Here is a 24,781-nt window from a genome sequence, read left to right on the forward strand (position 1 = left end):
ACTCAACGCCACTGAAAGTACTCGCGGTGGATGTTTGCCCGGCGGACGCCTGCCGCCTGGAAGGCTTTCCGGAACTGCCGCAGCATGACGTCCGGGCCGCCCATGAAGACCGACAGCCGCCGTGGTTCGGTGCCCACTGAGGACAGGACCGCTTCCGGGGTCAGCCGTCCGTCCGCGGCGGTGTCCACCAGGTGTACGGTAAGCCGGGGATGCTTCCTGGCGACGGCGGCAATCTCGTCGGCGAACGGGGAACGTCCCGCCGAGGTGACGAAGAAGTGGACCTCTTGCTGCAGTTGCCCGTCAGGCTCCGCGTCGAGGGACCGCAGCCAACTGAGGAACGGCGTGATCCCCACTCCTCCCGCGATCCAGACTTGGTGGGCAGTGCCACGGTGCCGGTCAAACCGACCATAGGGGCCGCCCACGACCGCCGGCATGCCCGGCTGGACCACGTCGGGAAGCCTGGTCGTGTGGTCGCCCAGGGCCTTCACCGTAATGCTGATTCCACCCTCCGGGGCGGGTCCGGAGATGGAGAAAGGATGGCGCTGCCAGCCCTCGGCCGTTTCGAGGTAAACCATGGCGAACTGGCCCGGCTTGAAGGCCAACGGCCGGCCCAGGGGTCGCAGCGCCACCTCCACCAGGTCCGCAGCAACAGGCCGGACCCCGGCCACCTGGTAGTCGTGGTGCGGAAGGAAGCGCCGTGCCAGCAGTTCGCGGTAGGCATAGAAGGCCAGGCCCGTTCCGCCGATGGCCACGTAGCTCCACCGCAGTCCGGGTACAGCACCGAATGCGCTGGCATCGAGCAGGCCGTGCAGGAATCCGGCCGCAAGGAACAGGCCGGTCAGGCGGTGGAAGCCCCGCCACCGCTCGTAGCCGCCCAGTAGGCGGGCGGCCAGCTGGACCGGCTTGGACTGAAGCGCGGTGACCACCAGCCGCCGCACGGGTGCCGGAAGCATGGTCCGCCAACGTGGCAGGATGGCCCACACCACCAGCGCCGCGAGGCCGCAGATAGCCACCACGGCCAAGGTTTTTCCCAGGCTGGTGGCTTCCGGGTTGGACGCAAGTTCGATGTGCGGCAACAGCAGGATGGTTGCCGTAATCGCCGCCCTGCGGTGCCAGATGGCGGCGTGGTCGATGCCGCCGAAAACAGGCTCGACAAGGGGAAGGGTACTGACCAGGACCAGCGCGATCGAATACAGCAGCACGGATTCGCCGCCGAAGAGCTGCCCGACGTAACCGGCAACGGGCTCATTTCCCGGACGAGCCAGATACCAGAAGATGCCGTACGCCATCACGAGCACCGTCACCACGCCCGGACCCAGCCACTGGAACGGTACACCCAGGAAGGTGGTCCCGGGCCTTGTGCCACTTTTGGTCATGGACCCTGGTCTCCTTCGTCATTACCCGAACTGGGACTTGGCCCTGCTGGGCGCGCTGGTTGCAGTCCTGGCTGGACTCCATAGCGGCAATTGTAGGGATCCCGGCTGGGAGGACGACGCCATGGGCAGGTAATTGAGAAGCGTGCCCCGCTGTGAAAGGTTTACCCCATGACGAACCCCCTCCTCACTGCCAGTCCCCTGCCCTACGGCATTCCACCTTTCGCGGCGCTCGCGCCGGAGCAATACGGTGAGGCCATCGAAGCAGGCCTGGCTGCGCACATGGACGAAATCGAGGCCATCGCCGACAACGACGAACCGGCCACGTTTGAGAACACGGCCCTTGCCATGGAACGCTCCGGACAACTCCTGAACCGGTCGGCCGCGGCGTTCTTCACCCTGGTTTCGGCGGACGCGTCTGAGCAGATCAGGGAACTCGAAACGGTGCTGTCACCGCGGTTCTCTGCCCACCAGGACGAGGTCTACCTCAACAGGAGGCTGTTCGAGCGCTTTGCGGCCATTGATACGGCCGGTCGTGATCCGGAATCCGTCCGGCTGGTAGAGGAGTACTTGAGGGAGTTCCGCCAGTCGGGCATCCAGCTGGACGGCCCAGGCCAGGAACGGCTGCGGGCAATTAACGCCGGGCTGGCCCGGCTGGGCACCGAGTTTGGCCAGCGGGTCAAAGAGGGCATGAAATCGGCTGCCCTGCTGGTGGAGGACGTCCGTGACCTGGCGGGGCTGCCCGCCGATGACGTCGCCAGCGCCGCGGAAGCTGCCCGCACCGCCGGACACGAGGGCAAATACCTGCTCACCCTGGTCCAGCCAGGCAACCAGCCTGCCCTGGCCTCGCTCGAGAACCGTGCCGTCCGCCGTCGCCTGTTTGAAGCGTCCGTGGCCAGGGGCAGCGACGGCGGCAGCCTGGATGTGCTGGACCTGGCCCGCGATCTGGCCGGGCTGCGGGCGGAAAAGGCGCAGTTACTGGGCTTCGCCAACTACGCCGAGCTTGTCGCGGACCGCCAGACCGCGCCTGACTTCGAGGCCGTCCGGACCATGCTCAACCGAATGGCGCCGGCAGCCGTCCGTAACGCGGATGCCGAAGCGGCCGCGTTGGCCGAGGTCGCCGGGCACCCGCTGGAAGCATGGGACTGGGCCTACTATTCCGCAAAGGTGCGGCGGGAGAAGTACGACGTCGACGAACAGGCCCTGCGTCCGTATTTCGAGCTCGACCGGGTCATCACCGACGGCGTGTTCTTTGCCGCAAAATCGCTGTACGGGATCACCTTCCAGGAGCGGGCGGATCTCCAGGCCTACCACCCGGATGTGCGCATCTGGGAGGTCCGGAATGAGGACGGTTCCAGCCTGGGCCTGTTCCTCGGCGACTACTATGCGCGCGAATCGAAGCGGGGCGGGGCGTGGATGAACTCGCTCGTTGAGCAGTCTGCCCTGCTCGGCACGCAGCCCGTGGTGACTAATACGCTCAACATCTCCAAGCCGCCGGTGGGCGAGCCAACGCTTCTCACCCTGGACGAGCTGCGGACCTTGTTCCACGAGTTCGGCCATGCCCTGCACGGCCTGTTCTCCAACGTCACGTATCCCCGCTTCTCAGGCACCTCCGTGCCCAGGGACTTCGTGGAGTACCCGTCGCAGGTCAACGAGATGTGGATCATGTGGCCGCAGGTGCTGTCGAACTACGCCCGCCACCACGTCACCGGGGAGCCGCTTCCGCAGGAGATTGTGGACCGGCTCAACGAATCCAGGTTCTGGGGGGAAGGCTTCGCCACCACCGAATATTTGGGCGCGGCCCTGCTGGACCTCGCCTGGCACACGCTGGAGCCGGGTGAGGTGCCGGAGGATGCCTTGGAGTTTGAGGCCAAGGCCCTCGCTGCGGCGGGAATTGCCCACCCGCTGATCCCGCCGCGCTACCGGACCGGCTACTTCCAGCACATTTTCGCGGGGGCAGGCTACGCAGCGGGCTACTACTCCTACATCTGGAGCGAAGTGCTGGATGCCGAGACGGTGGACTGGTTCACCGAGAATGGCGGCCTGACCCGAGCCAACGGCGAACGCTTCCGCGAGGAGCTCCTGAGCCGCGGCAACAGCCGCGACCCGCTGGACTCCTTCCGCACGCTGAGAGGCCGCGAAGCAAGGCTTGAGCCCCTGCTAAAGCGCCGCGGCCTGGAGTAACCCCATCGATTGCTGAGCAAGTGTCGTTCTGAGCCCCGAAAACGACAAGTACGTGGGCCCACGTCGGCAGGGTTCCCCGGCCGAGCTTGCGAGGTTAGGGGGCCGGCGGGGAGCAATCGATGAGAAAAGCTAAAAAACGGACGACGCCGGTCCCCCACCAGAAGAAAGTGAGGAACCGGCGTCGTCAGTCACCGCGGTTGGCGACACGAAGCGCCGGACGGTGCGGTCCGGCAGCGTGCGTAAAGGGGCCCCGCGCCCCAGCCAGCCGCGAAAGCTGCCAAAGGAGCGCGGGGATAGCACGCAGAGGATCGCGCCGTCCGGCGCCGACAAGGCGCCAAAACGAGTAGTGAGTTACCAGCCGCGCTCAGCGAGACGGTGCGGTTGGGGGATCTCGTCGACGTTGATGCCCACCATGGCTTCGCCCAGCCCGCGGGAGGCCTTGGCGATGACGTCGGGGTCGTCGAAGAAGGTGGTGGCCTTCACGACGGCGGCGGCGCGCTGGGCGGGGTTGCCGGATTTGAAGATGCCGGAGCCGACGAAGACGCCGTCGGCGCCGAGCTGCATCATCATGGCAGCGTCAGCGGGGGTGGCAATGCCGCCTGCGGTGAACAGCACCACGGGGAGCTTGCCGGCCGCAGCCACTTCCTTGACCAGTTCGTAGGGGGCCTGAAGTTCCTTGGCGGCGACGTACAGCTCGTCTTCGGGCAGGGAGGAGAGCCTTGCGATCTCGGAGCGGATCTTGCGCATGTGCCCGGTGGCGTTGGAGACGTCGCCGGTGCCGGCCTCGCCCTTGGACCGGATCATGGCCGCGCCCTCGTTGATGCGGCGCAGGGCCTCACCGAGGTTGGTGGCACCGCAGACGAAGGGAACCTTGAAGTTCCACTTGTCGATGTGGTTGACGTAGTCGGCCGGGGTCAGGACCTCGGACTCGTCGATGTAGTCCACGCCGAGGGACTGCAGGACCTGGGCCTCCACGAAGTGGCCGATGCGGGCCTTTGCCATGACCGGGATGGACACGGCGTCAATGATCTGGTCGATCATGTCGGGATCGGACATGCGGGACACGCCGCCCTGGGCGCGGATATCGGCGGGAACGCGCTCGAGCGCCATGACCGCCACGGCACCGGCGTCTTCGGCGATGCGGGCCTGCTCGACGTTGACGACGTCCATGATGACGCCGCCCTTGAGCATCTCGGCCATGCCACGCTTCACGCGGCTGCTGCCCGTGACGCTGCTCGCGGACGAACCGGCCTCGTTGCTTACATCAGGTGTAGACACAAAAACCCCTATGGGTAGACAGATGATCTTCGCCGGGCATGCGGCGGCAGCTGCCGGAGGTGCACGCACGGGTTGCCGGGTCCCTTGACCGGGCACTTATATACTAGTCCCCCGCCGCGGGACCGGCTTAATCATGCTTAATCAGCGGAGGTTGGTGCTGCCAAGGCCTGCCGGTGCACCGAGAGTACACGCTGCACCACGGTAATGAGGCTGGCCAGCGCCAGAAGCACCAGCGTGACCAGGAGCACCACTGGCGGGAGTCCAAGGCCGGTCAGGCCGGTGACAACCAGCACGGATACCAGGCGCTCTGCACGCTCCGCGATTCCCACGTTGGCGGTGAATCCCAGGGACTCGGCCTTGGCCCTGGCGTAGGAAACCACCATGCCCAGGACAAGGCACAGCAGGGCGGCGACGGCGATGGGCGGGTTGTTGCCGCCGGTGAAGAACCAGACGGAAACACCGGCGAAGAGGGCGCCGTCGGCGATCCGGTCCAAGGTGGAATCGAGGAAGTTCCCCCAGCGGCTCTTGACCTCCTGCATTCTGGCCATGATGCCGTCCAGGACATCTGAGAAGATGAACGCCGTGATGAAGAGGGTCCCCCAGAAGAGCTGGCCCAACGGGTAGAACACGAGGGCACCCGCCGCAACCCCTGCTGTGCCAAGGATGGTGACCGCATCCGGGGAAACACCCATCTTCAGAAGCCAGCGGGCCAATGGGGTAAACAGGGCGGTGAAGAAACCGCGGGCATGCTTATTCAGCATCCGACTCCCCGGGCCAGGCGTCGGCCACCAACTGCCGGACCTCGTCAAGGGTCTGAGTGATGGCCTTGGTCTGGGCGATGATGGGGAAGAAATTGCCGTCCCCGCCCCACCGCGGAACGATGTGCTGGTGCAGGTGCGCCGAGATCCCGGCACCGCCCACAACTCCCTGGTTCATGCCCAGGTTGAAGCCACCGGGATTGGAAACCTTGCGCAGGACCCGCATGGCTGTCTGGGTCAGGTCGGCGAATTCTGCTGTTTCGTCAACCGTAAGATCCGTGTAGTCCGGGATGTGCCGGTACGGGCAGACCAGCAGGTGGCCTGGGTTGTAGGGGAAGAGGTTGAGCACCACGTAGCAGGTGCGGCCGCGGTGGACGATGAGGGCCTCTTCGTCGGTGCGGCCGGGGCCCACGCAGAACGGGCAATCATTCTCGTTCTTGAACTGGTGCTGACCGCCCTTGATGTAGGCCATGCGGTGCGGAGTCCACAGGCGCTGGAAGGCGTCCGGGACACCGGCGAGGGCAAAATCGTCGGTAACGCCGGCATCGCCTGGATAACCTGCGCCTGTGTTCTCCTGCACTGTGTTGCTTCCGTTCGGCTAGCTGGTCCGGTTGCGGACGGCGTCGGTGATCCGTTTGACGGCTTCCTCCACCGGCACGCCGTTGTCCTGACTTCCGTCGCGGAAGCGGAACGACACCGCGCCTGCTTCCGCATCGTCGCCGCCGGCGATGAGCACGAACGGGATCTTGTCCTTGCTGGCGGTGCGGATCTTCTTGGGGAACCGGTCGGAGGACGTGTCCACCTCGGCACGGATACCCGCTGCCTTAAGTTGATCGACGACGTCGAACATGTACTCGTTGAACGCTTCGGCGACCGGAATGCCCACCACCTGGACCGGCGCCAGCCATGCGGGGAACGCACCGGCGTAGTGCTCGGTGAGGACACCCATGAAGCGCTCCACGGAGCCGAACAGCGCGCGGTGGATCATCACGGGGCGCTGGCGGCTGCCGTCGGCGGCCTGGAACTCCAGCTCGAAGCGTTCCGGCAGGTTGAAGTCCAACTGGATGGTGGACATCTGCCAGGTGCGGCCCAGCGCGTCCTTGGCCTGCACGGAAATCTTGGGACCGTAGAACGCAGCTCCACCCGGGTCCGGCACAAGCTCCAGTCCGGACTCCTGGGCCACCTCGGAAAGGGTCCTGGTGGCTTCTTCCCAGGTAGCGTCGTCGCCGACGTACTTTTCCGGGTCCTTGGTGGACAGTTCCAGGTAGAAGTCGTTCAGGCCGTAGTCCTTGAGCAGGTCCAGGACGAAGTTGAGGGTCTTGGTGAGTTCGTCCTTCATCTGCTCGCGGGTGCAGTAGATGTGGGCGTCGTCCTGTGTCATGCCCCGGACGCGGGTGAGGCCGTGCACCACACCGGACTTCTCGTACCGGTAGACCGAACCGAATTCGAACAGCCGCAGTGGCAGTTCACGGTAGGACCGGCCGCGGGAGCGGAAGATGAGGTTGTGCATGGGGCAGTTCATCGGCTTCAGGTAGTAGTCCTGGCCGGGCTTGCGGACGGTGCCGTCCTCGTTGAGTTCGGCGTCCACGTGCATGGCGGGGAACATGCCGTCCTTGTACCAGTCCAGGTGGCCTGAGACCTCGTACAGGTGCCCCTTGGTGATGTGCGGGGTGTAGACGAACTCGTAGCCGGCCTCGACGTGGCGCTGGCGGGAGTAGTCCTCCATCTCCTTGCGGATGATGCCGCCCTTGGGATGGAAGACGGGCAGGCCAGAGCCCAGTTCGTCCGGGAAGGAAAACAGGTCCAGTTCGGAGCCCAGCTTGCGGTGGTCGCGGCGTTCGGCCTCGGCGATGCGTTCCTGGTAGGCCTTCAGCGCTTCCTTGGTGGGCCAGGCCGTGCCGTAGATGCGCTGCAGCTGCTGGTTCTTCTGGTTGCCCAGCCAGTAGGCCGACGACGAGCGGGTCAGGGCGAAGGCGTTGGAGATGAACTTGGTATTGGGCAGGTGCGGGCCGCGGCAGAGGTCGCACCAGACGGTGGTGCCTTCCTTGCGTTCTACGTTGTCGTAGATGGTGATGTCGCCGGCACCGACCTCGACGTTTACGCCTTCCCCGGCCTCGGCGGCGTCGTTCTTCCTGCCCAGCAGTTCGAGCTTGTAGGGCTCGTTTTTCATCGCTTCGCGTGCCTGGTCCTCGGTGACGACGCGGCGGACGAACTTCTGGTTCTGGTTGATGATCTTCTGCATCATCTTTTCGAGGGTTTTGAGGTCCTCGGGGGTGAACGGCTCGGCAACGTCGAAGTCGAAGTAGAAGCCGTCGGTGATGTAGGGGCCGATGCCGAGCTTGGCGTCGGGACGCAGCTGCTGCACGGCCTGGGCCATGACGTGGGCCGTGGAGTGGCGCAGGACGTTCAGGCCGTCGGGGGAATCAATGGTGACACCCTCCACCTCGGCGCCTTCGGGAAGTTCCTGGTCCAGGTCCTTCAGTTCGCCGTTAACGCGGGCAACGACAACGTCACGGCGCTCAAAGAAGAGTTCCGCACCGGTTGTCCCGGTAGTCACCTTGGTCTCTTCGCCATCGACGAGAAGGGTGATCTGCTGGGCATCTGACACGGGTGTCTCCTATTCAAAGTTGAGGCTTCATAGCTTGTGGCATACGGGGACCACAGCCAGCCATCGTCAATGCTATCGGTTCCGGTCAGGGCCGACCAACGCGGCGCACGGCAGGTGCAGCGGACAAAAACTGCAGGCTCACCCGTTGAAACCGGTGATCGCCAGTGTCCTGCTGATGCCATCCAGGGGATGGGGCACGTCCCCGCCGCTCGCCGTCGTGTTTTCCGGGAAGGGCAAGGTGTCCGTCCGGCGCAGGTCCCACGCCATGCTCGCGCTGATGCTGATGCCCCGGGGTCCGGTCCTGCGGGTGGTGCCGCGGATCAGCAGCAGGCGGGTGCCGAACAGGAGCGGGCCGGCGCTTTCCTGGGCCTCGTGGAAGAAGACAGAATCCACGCAGCCGGTGCCGTCGTCAATGCTGATGAACACCACCCTCCTGCCGCCGCGCATGGGTGGCGTTTGGGTGGCCACGCGCACTCCTGCCACCAGCACTTCAGTGCCGTTGCGCAGGCTGAGGAGCTTATCCGCTGTGGTGACGCCCAGCTTTTCCAGCAGCGGCCGGTGGCTGTCCATCAGGTGGGTGCTGACATCGACGGCCATAAGGTCCAGTTCTGCCCTGACGTTTTCCACCAGGGTGGGGGCGGGAAGCCCAGGCTTGATGTTCCGCAGTTCGATGTCGCCCAGGGGAAGTGCCAGCTGCCCTTCCAGCACCTCCAGGCCTTTGCGCGTTCCGTTGGCGGTTTGGAACTGCTGCAGATGGTGCACCAGGTCCGCGCGGTTGGCCGGGCCACCTGCTTCCCGATGCAGGGAATCGAAGGCACCCAGCTGGGCCAGGCGCCGGATGCTGGGCTTGCTGAGCCGCGAGCGCGCCCGGAGGTCGGCCAGCGAGTCATAGGGCTGTCCGGCTACGATCCGTTTCAATTCGGCCGCAGACAGCCCGTAGATCCCGTTCAGGCTGAGCCGGATTCCCAGCTTTCCAGTGTCCTTGCCGGATTCGATCCGCTCCACCCTGTATTCGGCCTTGCTCCTGTTGATGTCCAGGGGAAGGATGGGGATGCCCAGCCGCCGGGCTTCGGAAACCAAAAGCCGTTTGGGATACATTCCGGGATCGTGCTCCCACAGGCCCGCCAGGAAGGCTTCGGGATGGTGTGCCTTCAGCCAGGCGGACTGGTAGGTGGGAACGGCGAAAGCAGCGCCATGGGCTTTGCAGAAGCCGAAACTGGCAAAGGACTTTAACGTCCCCCATACCTTTTCCACTACCTCGGGGGTATATCCCCTGGCCTTGGCGTTGCGCCGGAAGTATTCCTCTACCTGCGCTTCCCCGACCTCGTTGCTCAACGCCCTGCGGAACTCGTCGGCCTTGGCAAGCCCGCAACCGGTCATGATGTTGAGGGTTTTCAGGATCTGTTCGTGGAAGACCGTGACCCCGTGGGTTTCCTGCAGCACGGGTTTGAGGTCCGGGTGCGGATACACCTCAGGGGCAAAACCGTGGCGGTGTTCCAGGAAGGGCCGCACCATATCCGATTTCATCGGTCCTGGGCGGAACAGGGAGATATCAATGATGAGGTCGTTGAATTCACGTGGCGCCATCTTGCCGATCAGTTCCCGCTGCCCGGGGGATTCAATCTGGAAGCAGCCCAGGGTGTGCGTGCTCCTGATCAGTTCGTAGGTTGGTTCATCGTCCAGGGGGACGGCGTTCAGGTCGATCCGGCCATCTCCGGCAATGTAATCCGGCCCGGTGCCGTCAGGTCCCAGTGGGTGCCGCCCCGCTGCCACCACTTCCTTCTTGGTGGGGTGGATGCGGATGATCTCCCTGACAGCGAAAGCCATGGCGCTTTGCATGCGGACACCCAGGACATCGAGTTTGAGCATGCCCATGGGGTCCATGTCGTGTTTATCGAATTGGCTCATGGGCAGGCCAAGCCCGCTTGGCTGGACCGGGGTGCGGTCCAGGAGCGTTGCATCGCCCAGGATCACGCCGCACGGGTGCATTGAGATGTGGCGGGGAAGCCGGTCCAGGCGTTCGGTCAGGTCCACCAGCAGGTCAAGCTGCTGGTTGCCATCGGCATCGCGCTGTTCAACCCTGCCGGCAAACTCCCGCAGCTCGGGCTTCTCCTGCAGCGCCTCACGGAACTTGCGCGCCGAGAACCGCCACAGCTGCTTGGCGATCTCCCCCACCTCGCCGTCGTCCATCCCCAGCGCCAGCCCGGCGTCGCGCACTGCCCCCCGTGCCCGGTACCCGTTCTGCATACTCATGAGGGTGACCCGCTCGGACCCGAACCGTTCGAAGATCCGCCGGTAGACGTTGTGCCGTTCTGCGCTTTCGACGTCGATGTCGATGTCCGGAAGGGTGGCGCGGTCGTTGGAAAGGAACCGTTCAAAAATGAGATCGTGCTGGAGGGGATTCACATGGCTGACGTCAATCAGGTAGTTGACCAGGCTGGAGGCCCCCGACCCCCTGGCGGCCGCCCTGACCCCCATGTCCTGGATCATCCGCGACACCTCCGCCACTGTCAGGAAGTAGGAGGAGAAACCGAGGCTGTTGATGATCCTGAGCTCATGGTCCAGCCGAAGCAGCATGTCCTTCTCAGCCTTGCCGCTGACACCGGGGAACCGCCTCCCGATTCCTGCATGGCAGCGCTGGAGAAGTTCGGCGTGCGGATCCTGGTTGATGCCAATGACTGATGCTTCCGGGACCACCGGCTGCTTCCACCCCATATCGGCGGTGGGGTCAATCCTGCAGAGGTCGGCGAGCGCCTCGGTCTGGGCCATCAGCTGCTTGAGGTCCGCGGCGCCATAACCGGCCGCGGAAATGATCTCCTTTCCCAGGGCCAGCATCTGCTCCCCGGATTTCAGCCACCCCTGTCCGGTTGGCTGCAGGAGCGGCTCCCCTGCCAGCTCCGGCAGGGACTTCAGGGTCCTGGCTGAGTCCAGGACGTCGGCAGTGGGGGCTCCATCGGCGGCGCAGTAGCGGACGGCATTGGTGAGGATGGCGGGTACATGGTATTCCTCGGCAAGCCTGAGCATGCGGACAGCATGGGCCGTGCTGAACGGGGTACCCGGGGCGCTGAGCTGGGAGACGATTTCCGCTACGACCGTTCCCGCGGGCATGGCATCGATCCATTGCTTGAACAAGGTCCGGGGGCGCAGGTAGCGACGCCCGCCCATGGACCTTCCGACGTCGGAGTCGGGGCCGAGCAGGACGGTCAGCACGGGTTTGAGGGTTTGGGGGTCCAGGGTGCGGGAGGCGAGTTCGGCGCGGGTGACTGCCGCGGGCACTGCTCCCCCGGCTTTCCCGGAAGTCCTGGCGTGGGCGTCGGAGACCAGCCGGCAGAGCGCACGGTATCCGGCTCCGTTGTTGTTGCCCCTGGCCAGCACCACCACCCTGCCGGATACCTGCGTGCGGTGATCGCCGTCGTCGTCAAAGACTGCCAAATCCACTCCGACGATGGGATCGATGCCGGCTGCCATGCAGGCCTTGAGGTGCTTGATGGTGCCGTACAGGCCGTCCCTGTCGGTGCAGGCCAGGGCAGTGGCCCCGTCAGCGGCGGCTGCCATGGCCAGTTCCTCCGGCCAGGAGACGCCGTAGTGGGCGCTGAATGCTGTGGACACGTGAAGGTGGGTGAAGCTCATGCTGTTCTGTTTCAAGCAGTTCTGGGGCGCAGTGCGTCATGGATCCGCAGCAGCCGCCACCGGCCGCTGGGGATGTGGCGGGACAGGTCAAGGGTGAGGGGTTCTGTGCCGTCAGATTCTCCGGATTCCCCGGAACGGGGTGGCTTCCGGACGGGCAGCACCTGGATGCGCCAGATTTCGTGGTCCACCACGCCCTGCCCGCTTCCCAAGGGAGCCCTGGCGTCCTCCGCCCACCATTGACGGCGTTCAAACCAGCGGACAGGGTCGGCGCAGACTGCGTAAGACTTTCCTGCCCAGGTGAGGGATTCCGGTTGGCCTGCAGCGGAGCACACCACGTCAACGGACTCGCTGAACATGCCCATGGCGCCTCCCCGGACGGTAAAACTGGAATCGTTATTCGAACACGTATTCGAATAATGCCAGTCTACGCCGCGTCGGGAGCAAAACATAGGCGGGGGTGGACGGAGCGTGCGGCAGGGAGCAGGATGTTGGCATGAGTACCGATGACGCACTCCTCAAGCAGGCAAGCATCAAGGCCCAGGATTCCACGATCCTTGCCACGTTCGATATCGACGGCGCCATTCCGGAATCCGGCGCCTACGTGGTGGGGTTGATGGGGGCCTCGCCGGACTATTCATTCCAGCGGCGGCTGTGCATTGAGTTCATGAACGGGAAGGCAATCGCCTGCTACTCGTTCAACCGGGACCAGGGCGTCGAGGAGGATTACGACCTGTCCGGGGTGTCCCACTCGGAGAACACCATTACCGGGAGCTTTCCCCTGTCAGCCCTCAACGGGCTGGGACAGGGGCACGTCATTTCCGCCTTCAGCGAGGCGGACGGACGGGAGTTCCAGCACGGCGTGCCGGTGGAGGAGGCCCTGTAGGCCACCTCCACCAACACTTTAAAGTCAGCTGTTTTCTTTGTGGATCCGCAGTTCAAGTTCGATGAACGCAGAGATCATGGCCCGGTACGTTGACTCCACAATGTCAGGGTCAATGTCCTTTTTCTCAGCCGCTGAGCGCACGTGCTCGATAATGCGCTCCACCCGGCCCGGGGCGCGCACCTCGGCGTCATCACCCTTGAGGGTTCCGGCGATCCTGATCAGCCGTTCACGGCGGGCGATGAGGGTGACAATCTGCTCATCCACCTCGTCAACGGCAATCCGGACCGCAGCGAGCTGTTCCTTGTCGGCCCGGGCATCCCTATCGTTTCCTTGAATTGTCGCCATCGTCTGACAGTATCGAAGCATGGAGCCCAGAGTCGACTTTATCTCCCTCGGTGTCCGCAACGTTGCGGATTCACGCGCCTTCTATATTGACGGCCTTGGCTGGCCGGTCCACCGGGAGGTTGCAGGGGAGGTGCTGTTCATCCAGGTGAACCACGGCCTGATGCTCTCCCTGTGGGACGCACGCCAGATGCAGGCCGAAGCCGGCACCAATCCGCCGACCGGCGTCCCCTGCATCACCCTCAGCCACAACGTGGAAAGCCCGGCGGATGTGGACAGGGTCCTGGAGGAGGCGGCGGGGGCGGGCGCTGCCATCATCGCCGAGCCGGTCACCCAGCCCTGGGGCGGCTACACGGGCTACTTCGCCGACCCCGACGGCTTCCGCTGGGAAGTGGCCTATAACCCCACTTGGGCAGTGGACGACGCCGGCACCGTCACGGTGTGAAGGCCGGGCACCTTCAGAGGGGCTGCTGGAACAGTGCCTCCGCCGGGCGGATCAGTTCCGGGCCGTTGTTCCGGACATTGCCCACGTCCTTGCCCACCGAATCCACCTGCCAGTCAGCGGCGGCATCCTTGACCCGTGACCGCACCAGGTCCACCAGCCCGGCTGCGTCATCGGCCCGGGGGTCCAGCCAGGCTTCCATCGTGGCCTTGTCCATGGGCAGGGGCACCCTGTCGTGCAGTTCCGCCAGCTTCCCAAAGATGGTGGATTCCGTCCCCGGCGGAGGCGTGTCAGCGGTGAGGATGGACGTGGACAGCAGCCACCGCCCCGGCTGCCCTACAGGCACGGACAGGTCCTTCCACCATTCGTAGAGGCCGGCGAAAACCAGCCCATTGCCCTGGACCGGGTGCACGTAATACGGCTGCTTGGACTTCCCGGGGCCCTGCTTCCATTCGTAGTAGCCGTCCGCCGGGACTGCGCAGCGCCGTGACTTTACGGCTTTCCGGAATGCCGGTTTCTCCAGCACCGATTCGCTGCGGGCATTGATCATGCTGGACCCGATTTTCAGGTCCTTCGCCCAGGACGGGACCAGGCCCCAGCGTGCCACGTGCAGCTGGCGCACCTGCCTGGGCCCGGCGTTGTCCTCCTTCAGGCGCTCCAGCACGATGGGGACGGCGTCGGTGGGAGCTACATTCCACGACGGCGGAACGCTCACCTCGTCCTCCAGCTCGGCGTCGAACTCAGCCAGGAGGTCCCCCACGGCACGGGCCATTACGTAGCGTCCACACATGGCACCACCTTGCCACCGCCCGCCACAAACTGTCATCCAGCCCCGCCCACGCAATGCCGTACCGGGGAATACCGGCCGCCGCGCTACGGTTGAATGTAAGGAAACCTTCCAAGCGACGTATAGGAGCTCCCTGTGGACTTCACTCCCGAATCCGGCACCATCACCATGTTTTCCACCACCTGGTGCGGCTACTGCAACCGGCTGAAGAAGCAGCTCGATGCGCAGGGCATCGGCTACAACGAAATCAACATCGAAGAGGTGGAGGGTACCGCCGAGCTCGTGGAGCAGCTGAACGGCGGCAACCGGACCGTTCCCACCGTCCTCTTCCCGGACGGCACCGCAGCCACCAACCCGTCGGCTGCCGAGGTCAAGAGCCGCCTGGCCGCCTGATCCGGCCACCATCCCATGCGGCGCCGGCCGCACCACTGTTTGCGGGTCATGCCCCCAGGCTGCTGAATGAAGCAGATTCCAGGACGGCATGGCCCGCATACGTTTCCAGCAGGGCCTGCTCAACGGCTGCCACGTCCAGGCCGGGGACCAGGTCATTGGCTGCACCGGCGGTGGCAGGGTCCCAGTCCAGGCCCAGCGCCGCGTAGCTGTCCGTGAGGACCTTACGGATAGGGGCTGAGTCCTCCACCACAATCACGGAGCTGAACAGCCACCCGCCGGAGACCACCCGCTGGGCAGTCCCCACCAGCTTCAGCCGCCGCGAGCTGTCCTGCGGGTCGGTGCCGTGCACGCTGAACTCACCGGGGCAGTACTCCCCCGGGATCTCGCCCACAGCCGCCTGCACCCCCACGCTGCGCAAGGCCGTCGCAAAGAGTTCGCCGAAGTAGCCGAACCGTGCCTTGGAGCCCGCGACGGCATCCGCATCCGGTTCGATATGGTCCACCACCAGCGTGCCCTGGTGGTATGCGGCAGCGCGTCCGCCTGCCCTGCGGACCAGGGGCTCAAAGCCGTTCTCCCGGCAGGCGCGGGCGGCCGCGTCGAAACCCGGCAGCCGGGTGTCCCGCTGCCCGAACGCCACAGTGGGAGCTGGTCGGTACAGCCGCAGGGTGGGCCCTATCCCGCCACTCCTGGCCCTGGCCAACAGTTCCAGGCCAAATTCGAGGTCGCGGCCCGCGCCGAGGGACACGTCCTGCCGCACCACGGTGAGCGGGCGGAGTCCGGTAGCGGTATGGTGCATGGCGAAGCTCCCTGGGCTTTGGCGTCGACGGGTATTGGTGGCGACAGGTTCATTGGCAGCGGCCGGACGGGCCATCCCTAGGGTACGCCCGACGGCGGCACGCGACTTAACGCCCCCGGCGCCCCACCCACAGTGCGTGCAGCAGTGGAACTGCCGATGCTGCCATCAGCACGTTGCCCAGTACCAGGTCGTCGGCGCGGGCGATGGCGCCGGCGATCAGCACGGCGCCGAAGACCACGGCGGAGGCCGAGCGGCGCACGGCCCTTTCCAGCCGGGCCCCCTGCCGCTCCAGCCGGGGAACGGCCACCTCCAGTGATCCCTCTTCGAGCCGGCCGGCCAACGCGTCAAGCCGGCCTGGCAGGCGGAAGGCCACGGCGGCGGCATCGATGGCCTGCCGGGCCACATCCTGCACCACGTTGCCGCGCTCGTCCCGCAGCAGCTGTGCTGCGTAGGGTTCCACCGAGTCCCACAGGTTGAACCGCTCGTCGAGGGCACTGCACACCCCGGACGTCAGGGACATGGCACGGATGATCAGCAGGAAGTTCTCCGGCAGCTGGAACGGCAGCGAGCGGACCACGTCACCGAACTCCACGGCGAAGTCCCGGAACTCCCGCGGGTCCACCTCACGCAGTTCGGCAAACCCCATGCCGCCGAAACGGGCAAAGAGCTGCGTCATGGCCCGTTCCAGGCCCACGCTGTCCGCTGACGGCATCAGGACGCCCACGTCGTTGATGGCCGCCACAAGTCCTTTGCCGTCGCGCGCGGCCGCCGCGATGAGCAGCTTCCGCAGCCCGCTGCGGGTTGAGGCTGTTACTTCCCCCATCATGCCGAAGTCGATGAAGGTCAGCTTCCAGGGATGCTCCCCGGTGCCTGGCGGGACCGGGGTGACGAAGATGTTTCCCGGGTGCGGGTCGGCGTGGAAGAAGCCGTTGGTGAAGAGCTGGTCGAACATGATGGAGGCGAACACCGGCGCAACCTCGGCGGGGTCGATGCCGGCGGCGCGGAGCGCCCGGACGTCGGTGATCTTGATGGCCGTGACGTCCTCGAGGGTCAGCACGCGGCGGGTGGTCCGCTCCCACACCACGCCAGGAACCTCCACGCGGTCATCGCCGGCGAAATCGGCGGCAAAACGCTCTGCATTCACGGCCTCGTGCAGGTAGTCGATTTCCAGGAGGCTGGTCTGGGCGAATTCCTCCACCAGGGCCGGCATGTCGGCCCTGCGGGATACGAGCCGGATGTGGCTGAGCCAGCCGGCCACCTTGCGGAGGGCGGCGAGGTCGACGTCCACGATGGCTCCGATACCCGGGCGCTGCACTTTCAAAACCACGGCGTCGAGCCCGGTGTCCCCCGCGTCAACGTCATTGAGGCGGGCCCGGTGGGCCTGGCCCAGGGATGCAGCGGCGATGGGCGCTTGGTCCACGGACGCGAAAACACCTGCCAGCGGTGTCCCCAGTTCCTGTGCCGCCAGGGCAGAGATGGCCGGGAACGCAACCGGCGGCACTTCGTCCTGCAGCCCCTCCAACTCCTTGGTGATCTCCGGTGGAAGGACATCGAGCCGGGAGGACAGGAACTGGCCCACCTTGATCATCAGTCCCCCAAGTTCCACCGCCAGGTCATGGAACCGCTGCGCGAAGCGCCGCATCCGCCTGGAGCGGGTGCGCGCGGAGATCCGTCCCAGCCCGATCCGCGGCAGGAACAGTTCGAACCACCACGTGGCGGCGAGGTTCCAGGCGGCGAAACGCAGGATCCGCCGGTAGCGCCCCCGGTGCTCGCGCACGGGCAGCGAGGGGTCTGCGGCTTTGTCCTGGACGGTCGACGCCACCACCCGGGTCAGTCCTGGGCGAGGATGGCGTAGAGCCGGCGCCGGGCCTCGTCCAGCGCCACTACGGCCTGCTGCACCTGCTCCGGCGATCCGGTCCGGGCCACCTGGGCTGCCGCCTGGGCCAGCTCGATGCCGGCCTTGGGGAGCGAAGCAATTCCGGTTCCGGATTGGGGACCTGCAGGATCCCAGGGCGCAGCACCGTGGCGGGCCGCCACCTCCTCGCGCCCAGCTTCGGTGAGGGAGTAGATCTTCCGGCCGTTGGATTCCTCGGCGCTGATTGTTCCTTCATCGGCCAGCAGCTGCAGGGTGGGATAGACAGAACCTGCGCTCGGCTTCCAGCTGCCGCCGCTGCGCTCCTCGATTTCACGGATGATCTGGTAACCGTGCATGGGCCGCTCCGCGAGCAGGGCCAGGACCGCCGCCCGCACCTCGCCTTTCCCGGCACGGGTTCCCGCCCGCTTTTCGAACCGCGACCTCAGCTCTTCGACGGCCTGCCACATCCCATCGAAATTACCGGGACCGAATCCGCCTGCAGGGTATGACGAACGCATGATGAACTCCTTTGTCAATCGCGAACGATATACAACGATACTCAGCGATACAGGCGGGCACCATAGCTGGGCAGGTCACGTCCTGCGAAGCGTCAGGATCTGTTCGGCGCGGCCGAAGGGACCCTGCCGGTCGTGCAGCACGGTGGATGTGAGGCCGATCCCGTCGCGGCCAAACGACACAGCGTTGTCCAGCCCCAGCCACTCCCCCTCGGGCCTGCGGTACATGTGGATCTGCAGGTCCAGATTGGGAAACGCGTAGCTGTCCTTGCCCGGTGGGACCCGGGCGGCGATGCCGTTGGCGGTGTCCACCATCCCCATCAGCCGTGCGAAATCCCCGCTGTCGGCGCGGTCGGTGAGTGGATGTTCCGTGCGCAGCCACACTTTCCCCGCCCCCGGCCGGTGTCCTTCCGCGACCCGCATTTCCAGGGACCGGATGTAACCGCCGGGCCAGACGGCTGAGCCGTCATAGGGCTTGCATTCGTCAGGGCCGGGTATGGCGGCGTCCTCGACGGCGGCCACCTCACCCGTGTCACTGGTCAGCATCCGCCACCCGGTAGCGCGGATCGCCGTCCTGCCGCCTGCTACCAGCTCGGCCTGCACAAGTTCGATTGTCCTGCCGGGCCGCAGCGTGGTGGTATCGATCCTGAACTCACCGCCCGGGATCAGGCCAAGGATCTCATAGCTGATTCGCGCCATCCGCATGTCTTCGCGCGGCTCGTGCCGTTCCAGCCGGTCCGCCAGAAGGCCGGACGCCGGTGCCATGTGCTGTTCATGGACATTCCACGCTCCCTGGGCATGGATGGTGGACCGGAACGCTCCCTCCCCCAGGTCCTGGTAGTAAAAGTTGCCCCCGGCAAGTTCGGGCAGGTCTGCAGTCAAGGCTGGCCCCTTACGAAACGTTCAGTGAATTGCCACTAACTCTATCCTTCACGGGAACGGCGCGCCGGGACGGCCGGCGAAATGTTGGAGGGTGGGGGCGGCAATCGGACTAGAGTAAGGAACTGGTCCTGTCAGCAACCCTCAAAAGAGGTGTTTCATGCGCGTCATCAGCTACAACCTCCGCAAGCACAATGCCAGCGGCGAGCTCCTCGCCCTGGCACGGAACCATGACATCGATGCGCTGTGCCTCCAGGAAGTGGATGCCAGCGACCTTCCCGAAACCCTGGGCCCCCTGCACCTTGCCGATGCCACCAAGGGCAACCGGTTGGGCCTGGCCATCTATTACCGCACCAGCCGCTTCACTGCACTGGACACCCAGTCCTTCGCGTTGAAGAAGTCCATGCATGACAGGGTGCTGGCCCCGGCCCATGAGCGGCTGATCGGCACCAGGGTGATGGACAACGAAACCCAGCATGAGCTGGTGATCGGCTCCTTCCATGCAGCCCCGCTCACTGCCTCCAACTCGTTGCGGCGCAAGCAGATCCACGCAGCGCACGCCGAGCTGCTGAGCATGGGCAAGGGCCTGATGACCCTGATGGTGGGTGACTTCAACTACCCGTTCTTCACCAAGAACCTTGACATGCATATGAAGAACTCCGGATACGCCCTGTCCCTCAGCAACAGGCGGACCTACACCAGGTACAAGGTGTTCAAGGGCCACTTCGACTTCGCCACGTCACTGGGCCTGGACATCGCCAGTGTGGAGACGCTGCCGCGCGGCAATTCGGACCACCTGCCCATCCTGGTGACGGCCGAGTACGGCGAAGGCTACTAGCAGCGGCGCAGGCCGGGGTTCAGCAGCGTTCCCCGTTCACCAGGACTCTCCGGAATCCAGCCGCGCCAGCAGTTCCGGCCAGGCCGCCGCGAAACCCGGATGCAGCTCCAGGGCATCCACCTCGGCTACCGGGATCCAGAGCAGCGCAATGCTTTCGGGATCGCTGATAATGGGCTCGAAGGACTCCAGCACCCGCACCACCACGGTGGTGTAGGACCAGTAGCCGTGGTCCAGGACCGAGGTGAAGAGCACTTCCACGCTCTCCGACGGGACGGCCGCCTCCTCGTAGGCCTCGCGGAGCGCGCCGTCCACCGCTTCTTCGCCTTCATGCAGCGCCCCGCCGGGAAGGCCCCAGGTTCCCCCGTTGTGGCTCCAGACGGCGCGGTGCTGCAGGAGCACGCCCTTGGCAGGGTCGTAGGCCAGGACGCCGGCCGCACCGAACCTGCCCCAGTACCGGCCCCGGTCCCCTTCCACCCAGGCGTCACCCGGGTCGCGCGGACCGGAGCGGGGCGGTGGGGTGGATGACGTGCTGGAGTACGGAAAGTGGTCCATTCGTCCAGTCTGACAGGTGGAGCGGCGGGGCGCAGTCCCGCTTGCACCGCCGGTCAGGTGTTGTGTGCACGGTCGACGGCGAAATCGCCGCCGGGATACATGACCGTTTCGTGCCCGTCGTCAAAGCGGACAACATAGGGCGGGCTTCCGCCTTCGCCGCGGACTTCCAGGATCACCCCGTGCCGGTCCGAGGACCCTACGGTCCTTCCGTGCACGACGATGCGGTCGCCTTGGGCTGCCTCCATGGCAATCACCTCCCAGCCCCAGAGTACGACTGCGGTGGGCGCGGGAACAGGGCTTCATGGCAGGATGCGGATATGCCCTTGAACCTTGTCCTCATCGCCGATACCCACGTGCCAAAACGCGCCAAAGACCTTCCCGCCCAGGTGTGGCGGGCCGTTGAAAATGCCGATGTGGTGCTCCACGCCGGTGACTGGGTGGACGCAGCGCTGCTGGACGAATTCGAGCGCCGAAGCAGGCGCCTGCTGGGCGTGTATGGGAACAATGACGGCGCGGAGCTGCGCCGCCGCCTTCCTGCAACGGCCAGCGCGACCTTGGAGGGCGTCCGGTTTTCGATGGTCCACGAGACAGGGCAGGCGAAGGGCCGCGAACTGCGGTGCGAAGCGTTGTATCCGGAAGCCGATGTCCTGGTGTTCGGGCACAGCCACATTCCCTGGGACACCGCGTCGCCGAACGGGCTGCGGCTGCTGAATCCCGGGTCGCCCACGGACCGCCGCCGGCAGCCCTCCTGCACATTCATGGAAGCCGTGGTCGACGGCGGGCGGTTGGCGGAGGTCAGGCTGGTCGAAGTACGGCGGGACTGACGCGGCCACGCCGAAGGACCGCTTGGCAGGGCGGGGTTACATTGCCTAGGCTGGGAACGGTAAGCATGCTTAGCTTTTTGGCTCACTGTGATCCATTGATCGCAGGCTGCTTCAATTTCCGGGGCGACGAACCAGCCCGAGTCCGCACGAACAGGAGGACCACCATGACTGACCAGTACACCTTCCGTAATCCCGTGACTGCCTACGAAAAGATTTCCCCGCCAAAGCAGCACCAGCCCGAGCCGGGCCTCGACGCCGAATTGACACCCAAGGCTGACCTGGGCGAAGAAACGTACCGCGGAACGGGACGGCTGGAAGGCCGCCGCGCCATCGTGACCGGCGCGGACTCAGGCATCGGCGCCGCAACTGCCATTGCCTTTGCAAGGGAAGGCGCCGACGTCGTCCTTTCCTACCTGCCCCAGGAAGAGGAGGATGCCTCCCGCATCGCCGGGATCATCGAGGCCGCGGGCCGCAAGGCCGTCAAGGTGCCGGGCGACCTCAAGGATTCCGCCACATGCCGGGAAGTCGTTGATACGGCGGTTGCCGTGCTGGGCGGGGTGGACATCCTGGTCAACAACGCCGGGAAGCAGGTGGCCCAGGAGGACCTGCAGGACATCACCGACGAGCAGTTCGACCACACCCTCAAGACCAACGTGTATGCGATGTTCTGGTTGACCAAGGCCGCCGTCCCGCACATGCCGGCCGGCTCAACCATCATCAACACCACCTCCATCCAGGCGTACAACCCGTCCCCCACCCTGGTGGACTACGCCACCACCAAGGCCAGCATCAACAACTTCACCAAGGGACTGGCACAGCAGCTGGCACCCAAGGGAATCCGGGTGAATGCCGTGGCCCCGGGTCCCATCTGGACGCCATTGCAGGTCAGCAGCGGCCAGCCCAAGGAGCAGCTGCCGGAATTCGGCCAGTCGACTCCCCTGGGCCGGGCAGGACAGCCCGCGGAGCTGGCACCCGCCTACGTCTTCCTGGCTTCACCCGAGTCCAGCTACGTGGTAGGGGAAACACTGAACGTCAACGGCGGCAGCCCCACGCCCTAGCCGGTTCCCCGGGCCTGGCTGATCCGCCAACCCGGCGTCAGCCAGCGGCCTGGCCAGCCAGGATCTCATCGGTGGCAGGGTCAGGCTCGCCGTCGAAGAACTGGGCCAGGACAGTCTTGAACACTGTTTCTCCGGGTGCCGCCCGGAGAAACAGTGTCATGGACGACCGCAGCTTCCTGGCATCGATGCCGCCGAAGATGTCCTCCGCGGACTGGTCTGCATGGTTGGCCAGGACCAGGGCGCACTCCAGGAGCCGCGGCCCCAGTACCTCATGATCCAGGTAGGCACGGGCCTCTGCGAGTGAGGAGATGGCGTATTTGCGGGACATTGCGCTCTGCCCCAACCCGGAAATCTGCGGGAAGACGAACCACATCCAGTGGCCGGACTTCCTGCCGACCTGCAGCTCCCCCAGCGCCTGGTCATAGGTGCCGCCGCTGTTTTGCGCGGCAACAAAACGGTCAAGGTCAAAGTGCTCATTCATGCGGATCTCCCGGTTTCGAGGTCAAAGGGTCAAATCTTTTTCAAGGGCGGCTGCCGCCGCCTGAAGCTGCGGGTCGGGGTCGTCCCGCCACCGAGCCAGGACCGCGTTGGCCCGCTGCCGCTCGCGCTCCCCGAGGCCGGACAGCAGCGGCACCAGGACGTCGCCCAGGAGGGGCTGGATCAGGTCTGCAGCCTGGGCAGAACGAAGGAAGCCTTCCAGCCGGGTCAGGTCCGAGTGCCTGAGCAGCCGCACCCGTGACTGCAGCAGCACCACGGCCGCCAACCGGCGCTCAAACACGGGGCGGGAGCCGGGCCGGGGCTGTCCCCACAGGGTGGACGCAAGCATCACCGTGGTGTCGTGGTCCAGGTTCTTGAATTTGCGCAGGGCATCGCGCACCGTGCCGCGCACCGCTCCGATGGAGGAACCGTAAGAGTCCAGCACCCAGCCAAGCCGGTTCCCGACGTCGTCCGCCCGGTACCAGGCGCCCTCGTTCTGGAGGGTCCGGTCAACGAACTCCGCCGCCGCGGACACCACATCCGCAGGGCCAGTCATCGTCCCCGACCGGACGAGGCGTGGCGGATACAAAACGGTGTCCAGGGGCGCGCTTCCAGCCTGCCCTCCGCAATGGGCTCCCCGCACACGGCGCAGGCTCCATAGGTCCCCGCTGCCAGGCGGGCCAGCGCCGCGTCAATCTGGTCCAGGCCGGCCGAGCTCTGCTTCAGGAGCGCCGAAGCCTGCGAGAGCTCAAACGCGATCGTGGCCCCTTCGGGATCGTGCTCGTCATCGACATTGGAGTCCTGCCGGGCCGAATTCGCTGCCTGGATGTCAGCCCGCAGCGCCGGCAGCAACTCCAGGCGCCGCGCCCGCTCCTCTTCGAGCAGTACCCGGAACCGGTCGAAATCTGGCATACAAACAGCCTAGCGGTCGGATCGCGGAGCGCCTGAATGGAAACGGCCAGTGCGATGGAGCCGCGGCAAACATCCCGTGTCCGTGTCCGGGCCGTTACCTATCCTGCAAGCCCGGCTATTAGCCGAGGTCGACACCGGTAACAGCCGTAACGTCCAAACGTTTGCGGAATTCGAGAGGGGAACCTCGTATGTTATCCAAATGTGACAATGCCACCGCATGTGGGTTATGGTCTTCAGGTGTCCCTCTCAGACGGGACATTCCCATCAGTATGCCGAGCCCTGCCACTGATCATGGGATACAACCGCTCCAGCTGGCAGGGACGGGGGAACCAAGTTTCCGCGGCCACTTGTGGCCTTGGGGTTAAGTCGATAGCGCCTCCGTCCATTACGGGGTTGCTTCCGGCCGGGTATCTCCAGCCCGAACCCGACAGCTCACCCCGCAGGCATGGGAGAGGCGATCAACCGTGTCAAAAAATTCCACCACTGCCCGTCACCGCGCAACTCCGGCCCGCTCCATTGTTCTCGAGGGCCTCGCCGTGACAGCCAAGTCCCAGGCCCGCTCGCTGGGCCGCCCCGCGCTCGCAGTTGCTGCAGCGTCCGGCATTGCCTTCGGCGTCGGCGCCCCGGCCCACGCCGGTGTCACCGGCCCTGACACCACGGAAAAGACCAACGTGCAGGCGTACTCCGCACCTGTTGCGGCCCCGGCAGCGGCAGCAGGCAGCGTCCACACCGTAGTTTCCGGCGATACCCTGGGTGCCATTGCGTCTGCTAATGGCGTCAGCCTGAACAGCGTCCTGTCCGCCAACGGACTGGGCCTGTCCTCGATCATCTACCCGGGCGACCAGATCCAGATCCCCGCCGCCGGCTACACCGCGGCACCGGCACCGGCTCCGGCCCCTGCAGCAGCACCCGTGCAGACCGCAGCCGCCGCTCCGGCCAACACCGGCATGAACATGTCCTACGCCTCGGCCACCCCCGTGTCCGCCCCCACCGGCAGCGGCACCGGCGCTGCCATCCTGGCAAACGCCTACGGCCAGCTGGGCATCAAGCAGGACTGCACTGCCATGGTTGAGAAGGCGCTGCGCTCGGTGGGCAAGTCCGTTGGCGATCTTGCCCCCACCCAGTTCTTCCAGTACGGCACCGTGGTCGGCGCTCCTGCGCCCGGCGACCTGATCATCACCTCCGGCCACGTTGGCGTTTACGCCGGCAACGGCCAGGTTGTCAGCGGTGGCGTGAACGGCTACGACACCCAGGTGCACTCCATCAGCTGGCTCGGCGGCTACTCAGCGGTCCGCGTCGCCTAGTCTTCGCATCACCGCAGGCGCCCAACAGCGCAGGCATTAGACAGGAGGGCGGCAGCCGGTCATCCGGCTGCCGCCCTCCTGTCGCATCCGCCG

Annotated in this window: 26 protein-coding genes and 1 riboswitch; of the genes, 8 read left to right on the forward strand and 18 right to left on the reverse strand. The window is 65.6% G+C overall.

Annotated elements, in window-relative coordinates:
- Positions 1 to 2 precede the first annotated feature (2 nt).
- On the reverse strand, positions 3 to 1,376 hold the full coding sequence (locus LFT44_RS10965) for a ferredoxin reductase family protein (protein ID WP_236798487.1): 1,374 nt from the start codon (positions 1,374 to 1,376) through the stop codon (positions 3 to 5).
- A 168-nt stretch (positions 1,377 to 1,544) separates the two neighbouring features.
- Between LFT44_RS10965 and LFT44_RS10970 the strand changes: the two genes are divergently transcribed.
- Positions 1,545 to 3,557 (forward strand): M3 family metallopeptidase, encoded by a 2,013-nt coding sequence (locus LFT44_RS10970; RefSeq protein ID WP_236798488.1) that lies wholly within the window; start codon positions 1,545 to 1,547, stop codon positions 3,555 to 3,557.
- 351 nt (positions 3,558 to 3,908) lie between these two features.
- Here LFT44_RS10970 and pdxS read toward each other — a convergent pair whose 3' ends face one another.
- The 6 genes from pdxS to LFT44_RS11000 all read right to left on the reverse strand — a co-directional run bounded on the left by pdxS (position 3,909) and on the right by LFT44_RS11000 (position 12,193).
- Positions 3,909 to 4,835 (reverse strand): pyridoxal 5'-phosphate synthase lyase subunit PdxS, encoded by a 927-nt coding sequence (gene pdxS, locus LFT44_RS10975; RefSeq protein WP_141181666.1) that lies wholly within the window; start codon positions 4,833 to 4,835, stop codon positions 3,909 to 3,911.
- 137 nt (positions 4,836 to 4,972) lie between these two features.
- Complete coding sequence (gene pgsA, locus LFT44_RS10980; protein ID WP_236798489.1) at positions 4,973 to 5,596, reverse strand: phosphatidylinositol phosphate synthase; 624 nt, start codon at positions 5,594 to 5,596, stop codon at positions 4,973 to 4,975.
- Positions 5,586 to 6,173, reverse strand: coding sequence for an HIT family protein (locus LFT44_RS10985; RefSeq protein ID WP_236798490.1), 588 nt, complete (start codon positions 6,171 to 6,173; stop codon positions 5,586 to 5,588). The genes pgsA and LFT44_RS10985 overlap by 11 nt, the downstream gene beginning before the upstream one ends.
- A gap of 18 nt (positions 6,174 to 6,191) precedes the next feature.
- Positions 6,192 to 8,201 carry a threonine--tRNA ligase gene (gene thrS / locus LFT44_RS10990; protein WP_236798491.1) on the reverse strand — a complete coding sequence of 670 codons (2,010 nt, stop codon included), beginning with the start codon at positions 8,199 to 8,201 and terminating at the stop codon, positions 6,192 to 6,194.
- 138 nt (positions 8,202 to 8,339) lie between these two features.
- Positions 8,340 to 11,831, reverse strand: coding sequence for a DNA polymerase III subunit alpha (locus LFT44_RS10995; protein WP_236798492.1), 3,492 nt, complete (start codon positions 11,829 to 11,831; stop codon positions 8,340 to 8,342).
- An 11-nt stretch (positions 11,832 to 11,842) separates the two neighbouring features.
- Positions 11,843 to 12,193 (reverse strand): hypothetical protein, encoded by a 351-nt coding sequence (locus LFT44_RS11000; RefSeq protein ID WP_236798493.1) that lies wholly within the window; start codon positions 12,191 to 12,193, stop codon positions 11,843 to 11,845.
- A gap of 131 nt (positions 12,194 to 12,324) precedes the next feature.
- Here LFT44_RS11000 and LFT44_RS11005 point away from each other — a divergent pair, with 131 nt between their 5' ends.
- Positions 12,325 to 12,714: a hypothetical protein gene (locus tag LFT44_RS11005; protein ID WP_236798494.1), complete on the forward strand. Its 390-nt coding sequence runs from the start codon at positions 12,325 to 12,327 to the stop codon at positions 12,712 to 12,714.
- 24 nt (positions 12,715 to 12,738) lie between these two features.
- Here the strand turns inward: LFT44_RS11005 and LFT44_RS11010 are convergent, their stop codons facing one another.
- The gene (locus tag LFT44_RS11010) at positions 12,739 to 13,059 is read right to left on the reverse strand and encodes a chorismate mutase (protein ID WP_142133710.1); all 321 of its coding nucleotides are present in this window, start codon (positions 13,057 to 13,059) and stop codon (positions 12,739 to 12,741) included.
- 19 nt (positions 13,060 to 13,078) lie between these two features.
- Between LFT44_RS11010 and LFT44_RS11015 the strand changes: the two genes are divergently transcribed.
- Positions 13,079 to 13,501, forward strand: coding sequence for a VOC family protein (locus LFT44_RS11015; protein WP_236798495.1), 423 nt, complete (start codon positions 13,079 to 13,081; stop codon positions 13,499 to 13,501).
- 13 nt (positions 13,502 to 13,514) lie between these two features.
- Here the strand turns inward: LFT44_RS11015 and LFT44_RS11020 are convergent, their stop codons facing one another.
- Complete coding sequence (locus tag LFT44_RS11020; RefSeq protein ID WP_236802867.1) at positions 13,515 to 14,270, reverse strand: SOS response-associated peptidase; 756 nt, start codon at positions 14,268 to 14,270, stop codon at positions 13,515 to 13,517.
- 150 nt (positions 14,271 to 14,420) lie between these two features.
- Here LFT44_RS11020 and LFT44_RS11025 point away from each other — a divergent pair, with 150 nt between their 5' ends.
- Positions 14,421 to 14,678, forward strand: a complete 258-nt coding sequence (locus LFT44_RS11025) for a mycoredoxin (protein ID WP_236798496.1) — start codon at positions 14,421 to 14,423, stop codon at positions 14,676 to 14,678.
- 46 nt (positions 14,679 to 14,724) lie between these two features.
- Here the strand turns inward: LFT44_RS11025 and LFT44_RS11030 are convergent, their stop codons facing one another.
- The 4 genes from LFT44_RS11030 to LFT44_RS11045 all read right to left on the reverse strand — a co-directional run bounded on the left by LFT44_RS11030 (position 14,725) and on the right by LFT44_RS11045 (position 18,726).
- The gene (locus tag LFT44_RS11030) at positions 14,725 to 15,474 is read right to left on the reverse strand and encodes a lipoate--protein ligase family protein (RefSeq protein WP_236798497.1); all 750 of its coding nucleotides are present in this window, start codon (positions 15,472 to 15,474) and stop codon (positions 14,725 to 14,727) included.
- Positions 15,475 to 15,580: 106 nt separating this feature from the next.
- Positions 15,581 to 17,296: an ABC1 kinase family protein gene (locus tag LFT44_RS11035; protein WP_442863640.1), complete on the reverse strand. Its 1,716-nt coding sequence runs from the start codon at positions 17,294 to 17,296 to the stop codon at positions 15,581 to 15,583.
- A gap of 8 nt (positions 17,297 to 17,304) precedes the next feature.
- Positions 17,305 to 17,847: a PadR family transcriptional regulator gene (locus LFT44_RS11040; RefSeq protein WP_236798498.1), complete on the reverse strand. Its 543-nt coding sequence runs from the start codon at positions 17,845 to 17,847 to the stop codon at positions 17,305 to 17,307.
- 75 nt (positions 17,848 to 17,922) lie between these two features.
- On the reverse strand, positions 17,923 to 18,726 hold the full coding sequence (locus LFT44_RS11045; protein WP_236798499.1) for a thioesterase family protein: 804 nt from the start codon (positions 18,724 to 18,726) through the stop codon (positions 17,923 to 17,925).
- A 157-nt stretch (positions 18,727 to 18,883) separates the two neighbouring features.
- Between LFT44_RS11045 and LFT44_RS11050 the strand changes: the two genes are divergently transcribed.
- A complete protein-coding gene (locus LFT44_RS11050; RefSeq protein ID WP_236798500.1) occupies positions 18,884 to 19,561 on the forward strand; it encodes an endonuclease/exonuclease/phosphatase family protein in 678 nt (225 codons plus the stop codon).
- Between the two features lie 36 nt (positions 19,562 to 19,597).
- On the opposite strand, the gene LFT44_RS11055 is transcribed toward LFT44_RS11050, so the two are convergent.
- On the reverse strand, positions 19,598 to 20,113 hold the full coding sequence (locus tag LFT44_RS11055; protein WP_236798501.1) for an NUDIX domain-containing protein: 516 nt from the start codon (positions 20,111 to 20,113) through the stop codon (positions 19,598 to 19,600).
- Between the two features lie 53 nt (positions 20,114 to 20,166).
- Positions 20,167 to 20,358 (reverse strand): DUF1918 domain-containing protein, encoded by a 192-nt coding sequence (locus LFT44_RS11060; RefSeq protein WP_142133702.1) that lies wholly within the window; start codon positions 20,356 to 20,358, stop codon positions 20,167 to 20,169.
- Between the two features lie 72 nt (positions 20,359 to 20,430).
- On the opposite strand from LFT44_RS11060, the gene LFT44_RS11065 reads away from it, so the two are divergent.
- Positions 20,431 to 20,937 carry a metallophosphoesterase family protein gene (locus LFT44_RS11065; protein ID WP_236798502.1) on the forward strand — a complete coding sequence of 169 codons (507 nt, stop codon included), beginning with the start codon at positions 20,431 to 20,433 and terminating at the stop codon, positions 20,935 to 20,937.
- 164 nt (positions 20,938 to 21,101) lie between these two features.
- Complete coding sequence (locus LFT44_RS11070; protein WP_236798503.1) at positions 21,102 to 21,995, forward strand: glucose 1-dehydrogenase; 894 nt, start codon at positions 21,102 to 21,104, stop codon at positions 21,993 to 21,995.
- A gap of 37 nt (positions 21,996 to 22,032) precedes the next feature.
- On the opposite strand, the gene LFT44_RS11075 is transcribed toward LFT44_RS11070, so the two are convergent.
- From LFT44_RS11075 to LFT44_RS11085, 3 genes are read right to left on the reverse strand one after another with little or no spacing between them, the layout of a single operon-like run.
- A complete protein-coding gene (locus LFT44_RS11075) occupies positions 22,033 to 22,476 on the reverse strand; it encodes a DUF1810 domain-containing protein (RefSeq protein WP_236798504.1) in 444 nt (147 codons plus the stop codon).
- A gap of 21 nt (positions 22,477 to 22,497) precedes the next feature.
- Positions 22,498 to 23,028 (reverse strand): DNA alkylation repair protein, encoded by a 531-nt coding sequence (locus LFT44_RS11080; protein WP_236798505.1) that lies wholly within the window; start codon positions 23,026 to 23,028, stop codon positions 22,498 to 22,500.
- Positions 23,025 to 23,384 carry a TraR/DksA family transcriptional regulator gene (locus LFT44_RS11085; RefSeq protein ID WP_236798506.1) on the reverse strand — a complete coding sequence of 120 codons (360 nt, stop codon included), beginning with the start codon at positions 23,382 to 23,384 and terminating at the stop codon, positions 23,025 to 23,027. Before LFT44_RS11085 ends, LFT44_RS11080 begins: the two co-directional genes overlap by 4 nt.
- Positions 23,385 to 23,674: 290 nt before the next feature.
- Positions 23,675 to 23,845, forward strand: a riboswitch (cyclic di-AMP (ydaO/yuaA leader).
- A gap of 3 nt (positions 23,846 to 23,848) precedes the next feature.
- Between LFT44_RS11085 and LFT44_RS11090 the strand changes: the two genes are divergently transcribed.
- Positions 23,849 to 24,688, forward strand: coding sequence for a C40 family peptidase (locus tag LFT44_RS11090; RefSeq protein ID WP_236798507.1), 840 nt, complete (start codon positions 23,849 to 23,851; stop codon positions 24,686 to 24,688).
- The last annotated feature ends 93 nt before the right edge of the window (positions 24,689 to 24,781 follow it).

This window comes from Arthrobacter sp. FW306-05-C, assembly GCF_021801725.1.
Classification (GTDB): domain Bacteria; phylum Actinomycetota; class Actinomycetes; order Actinomycetales; family Micrococcaceae; genus Arthrobacter.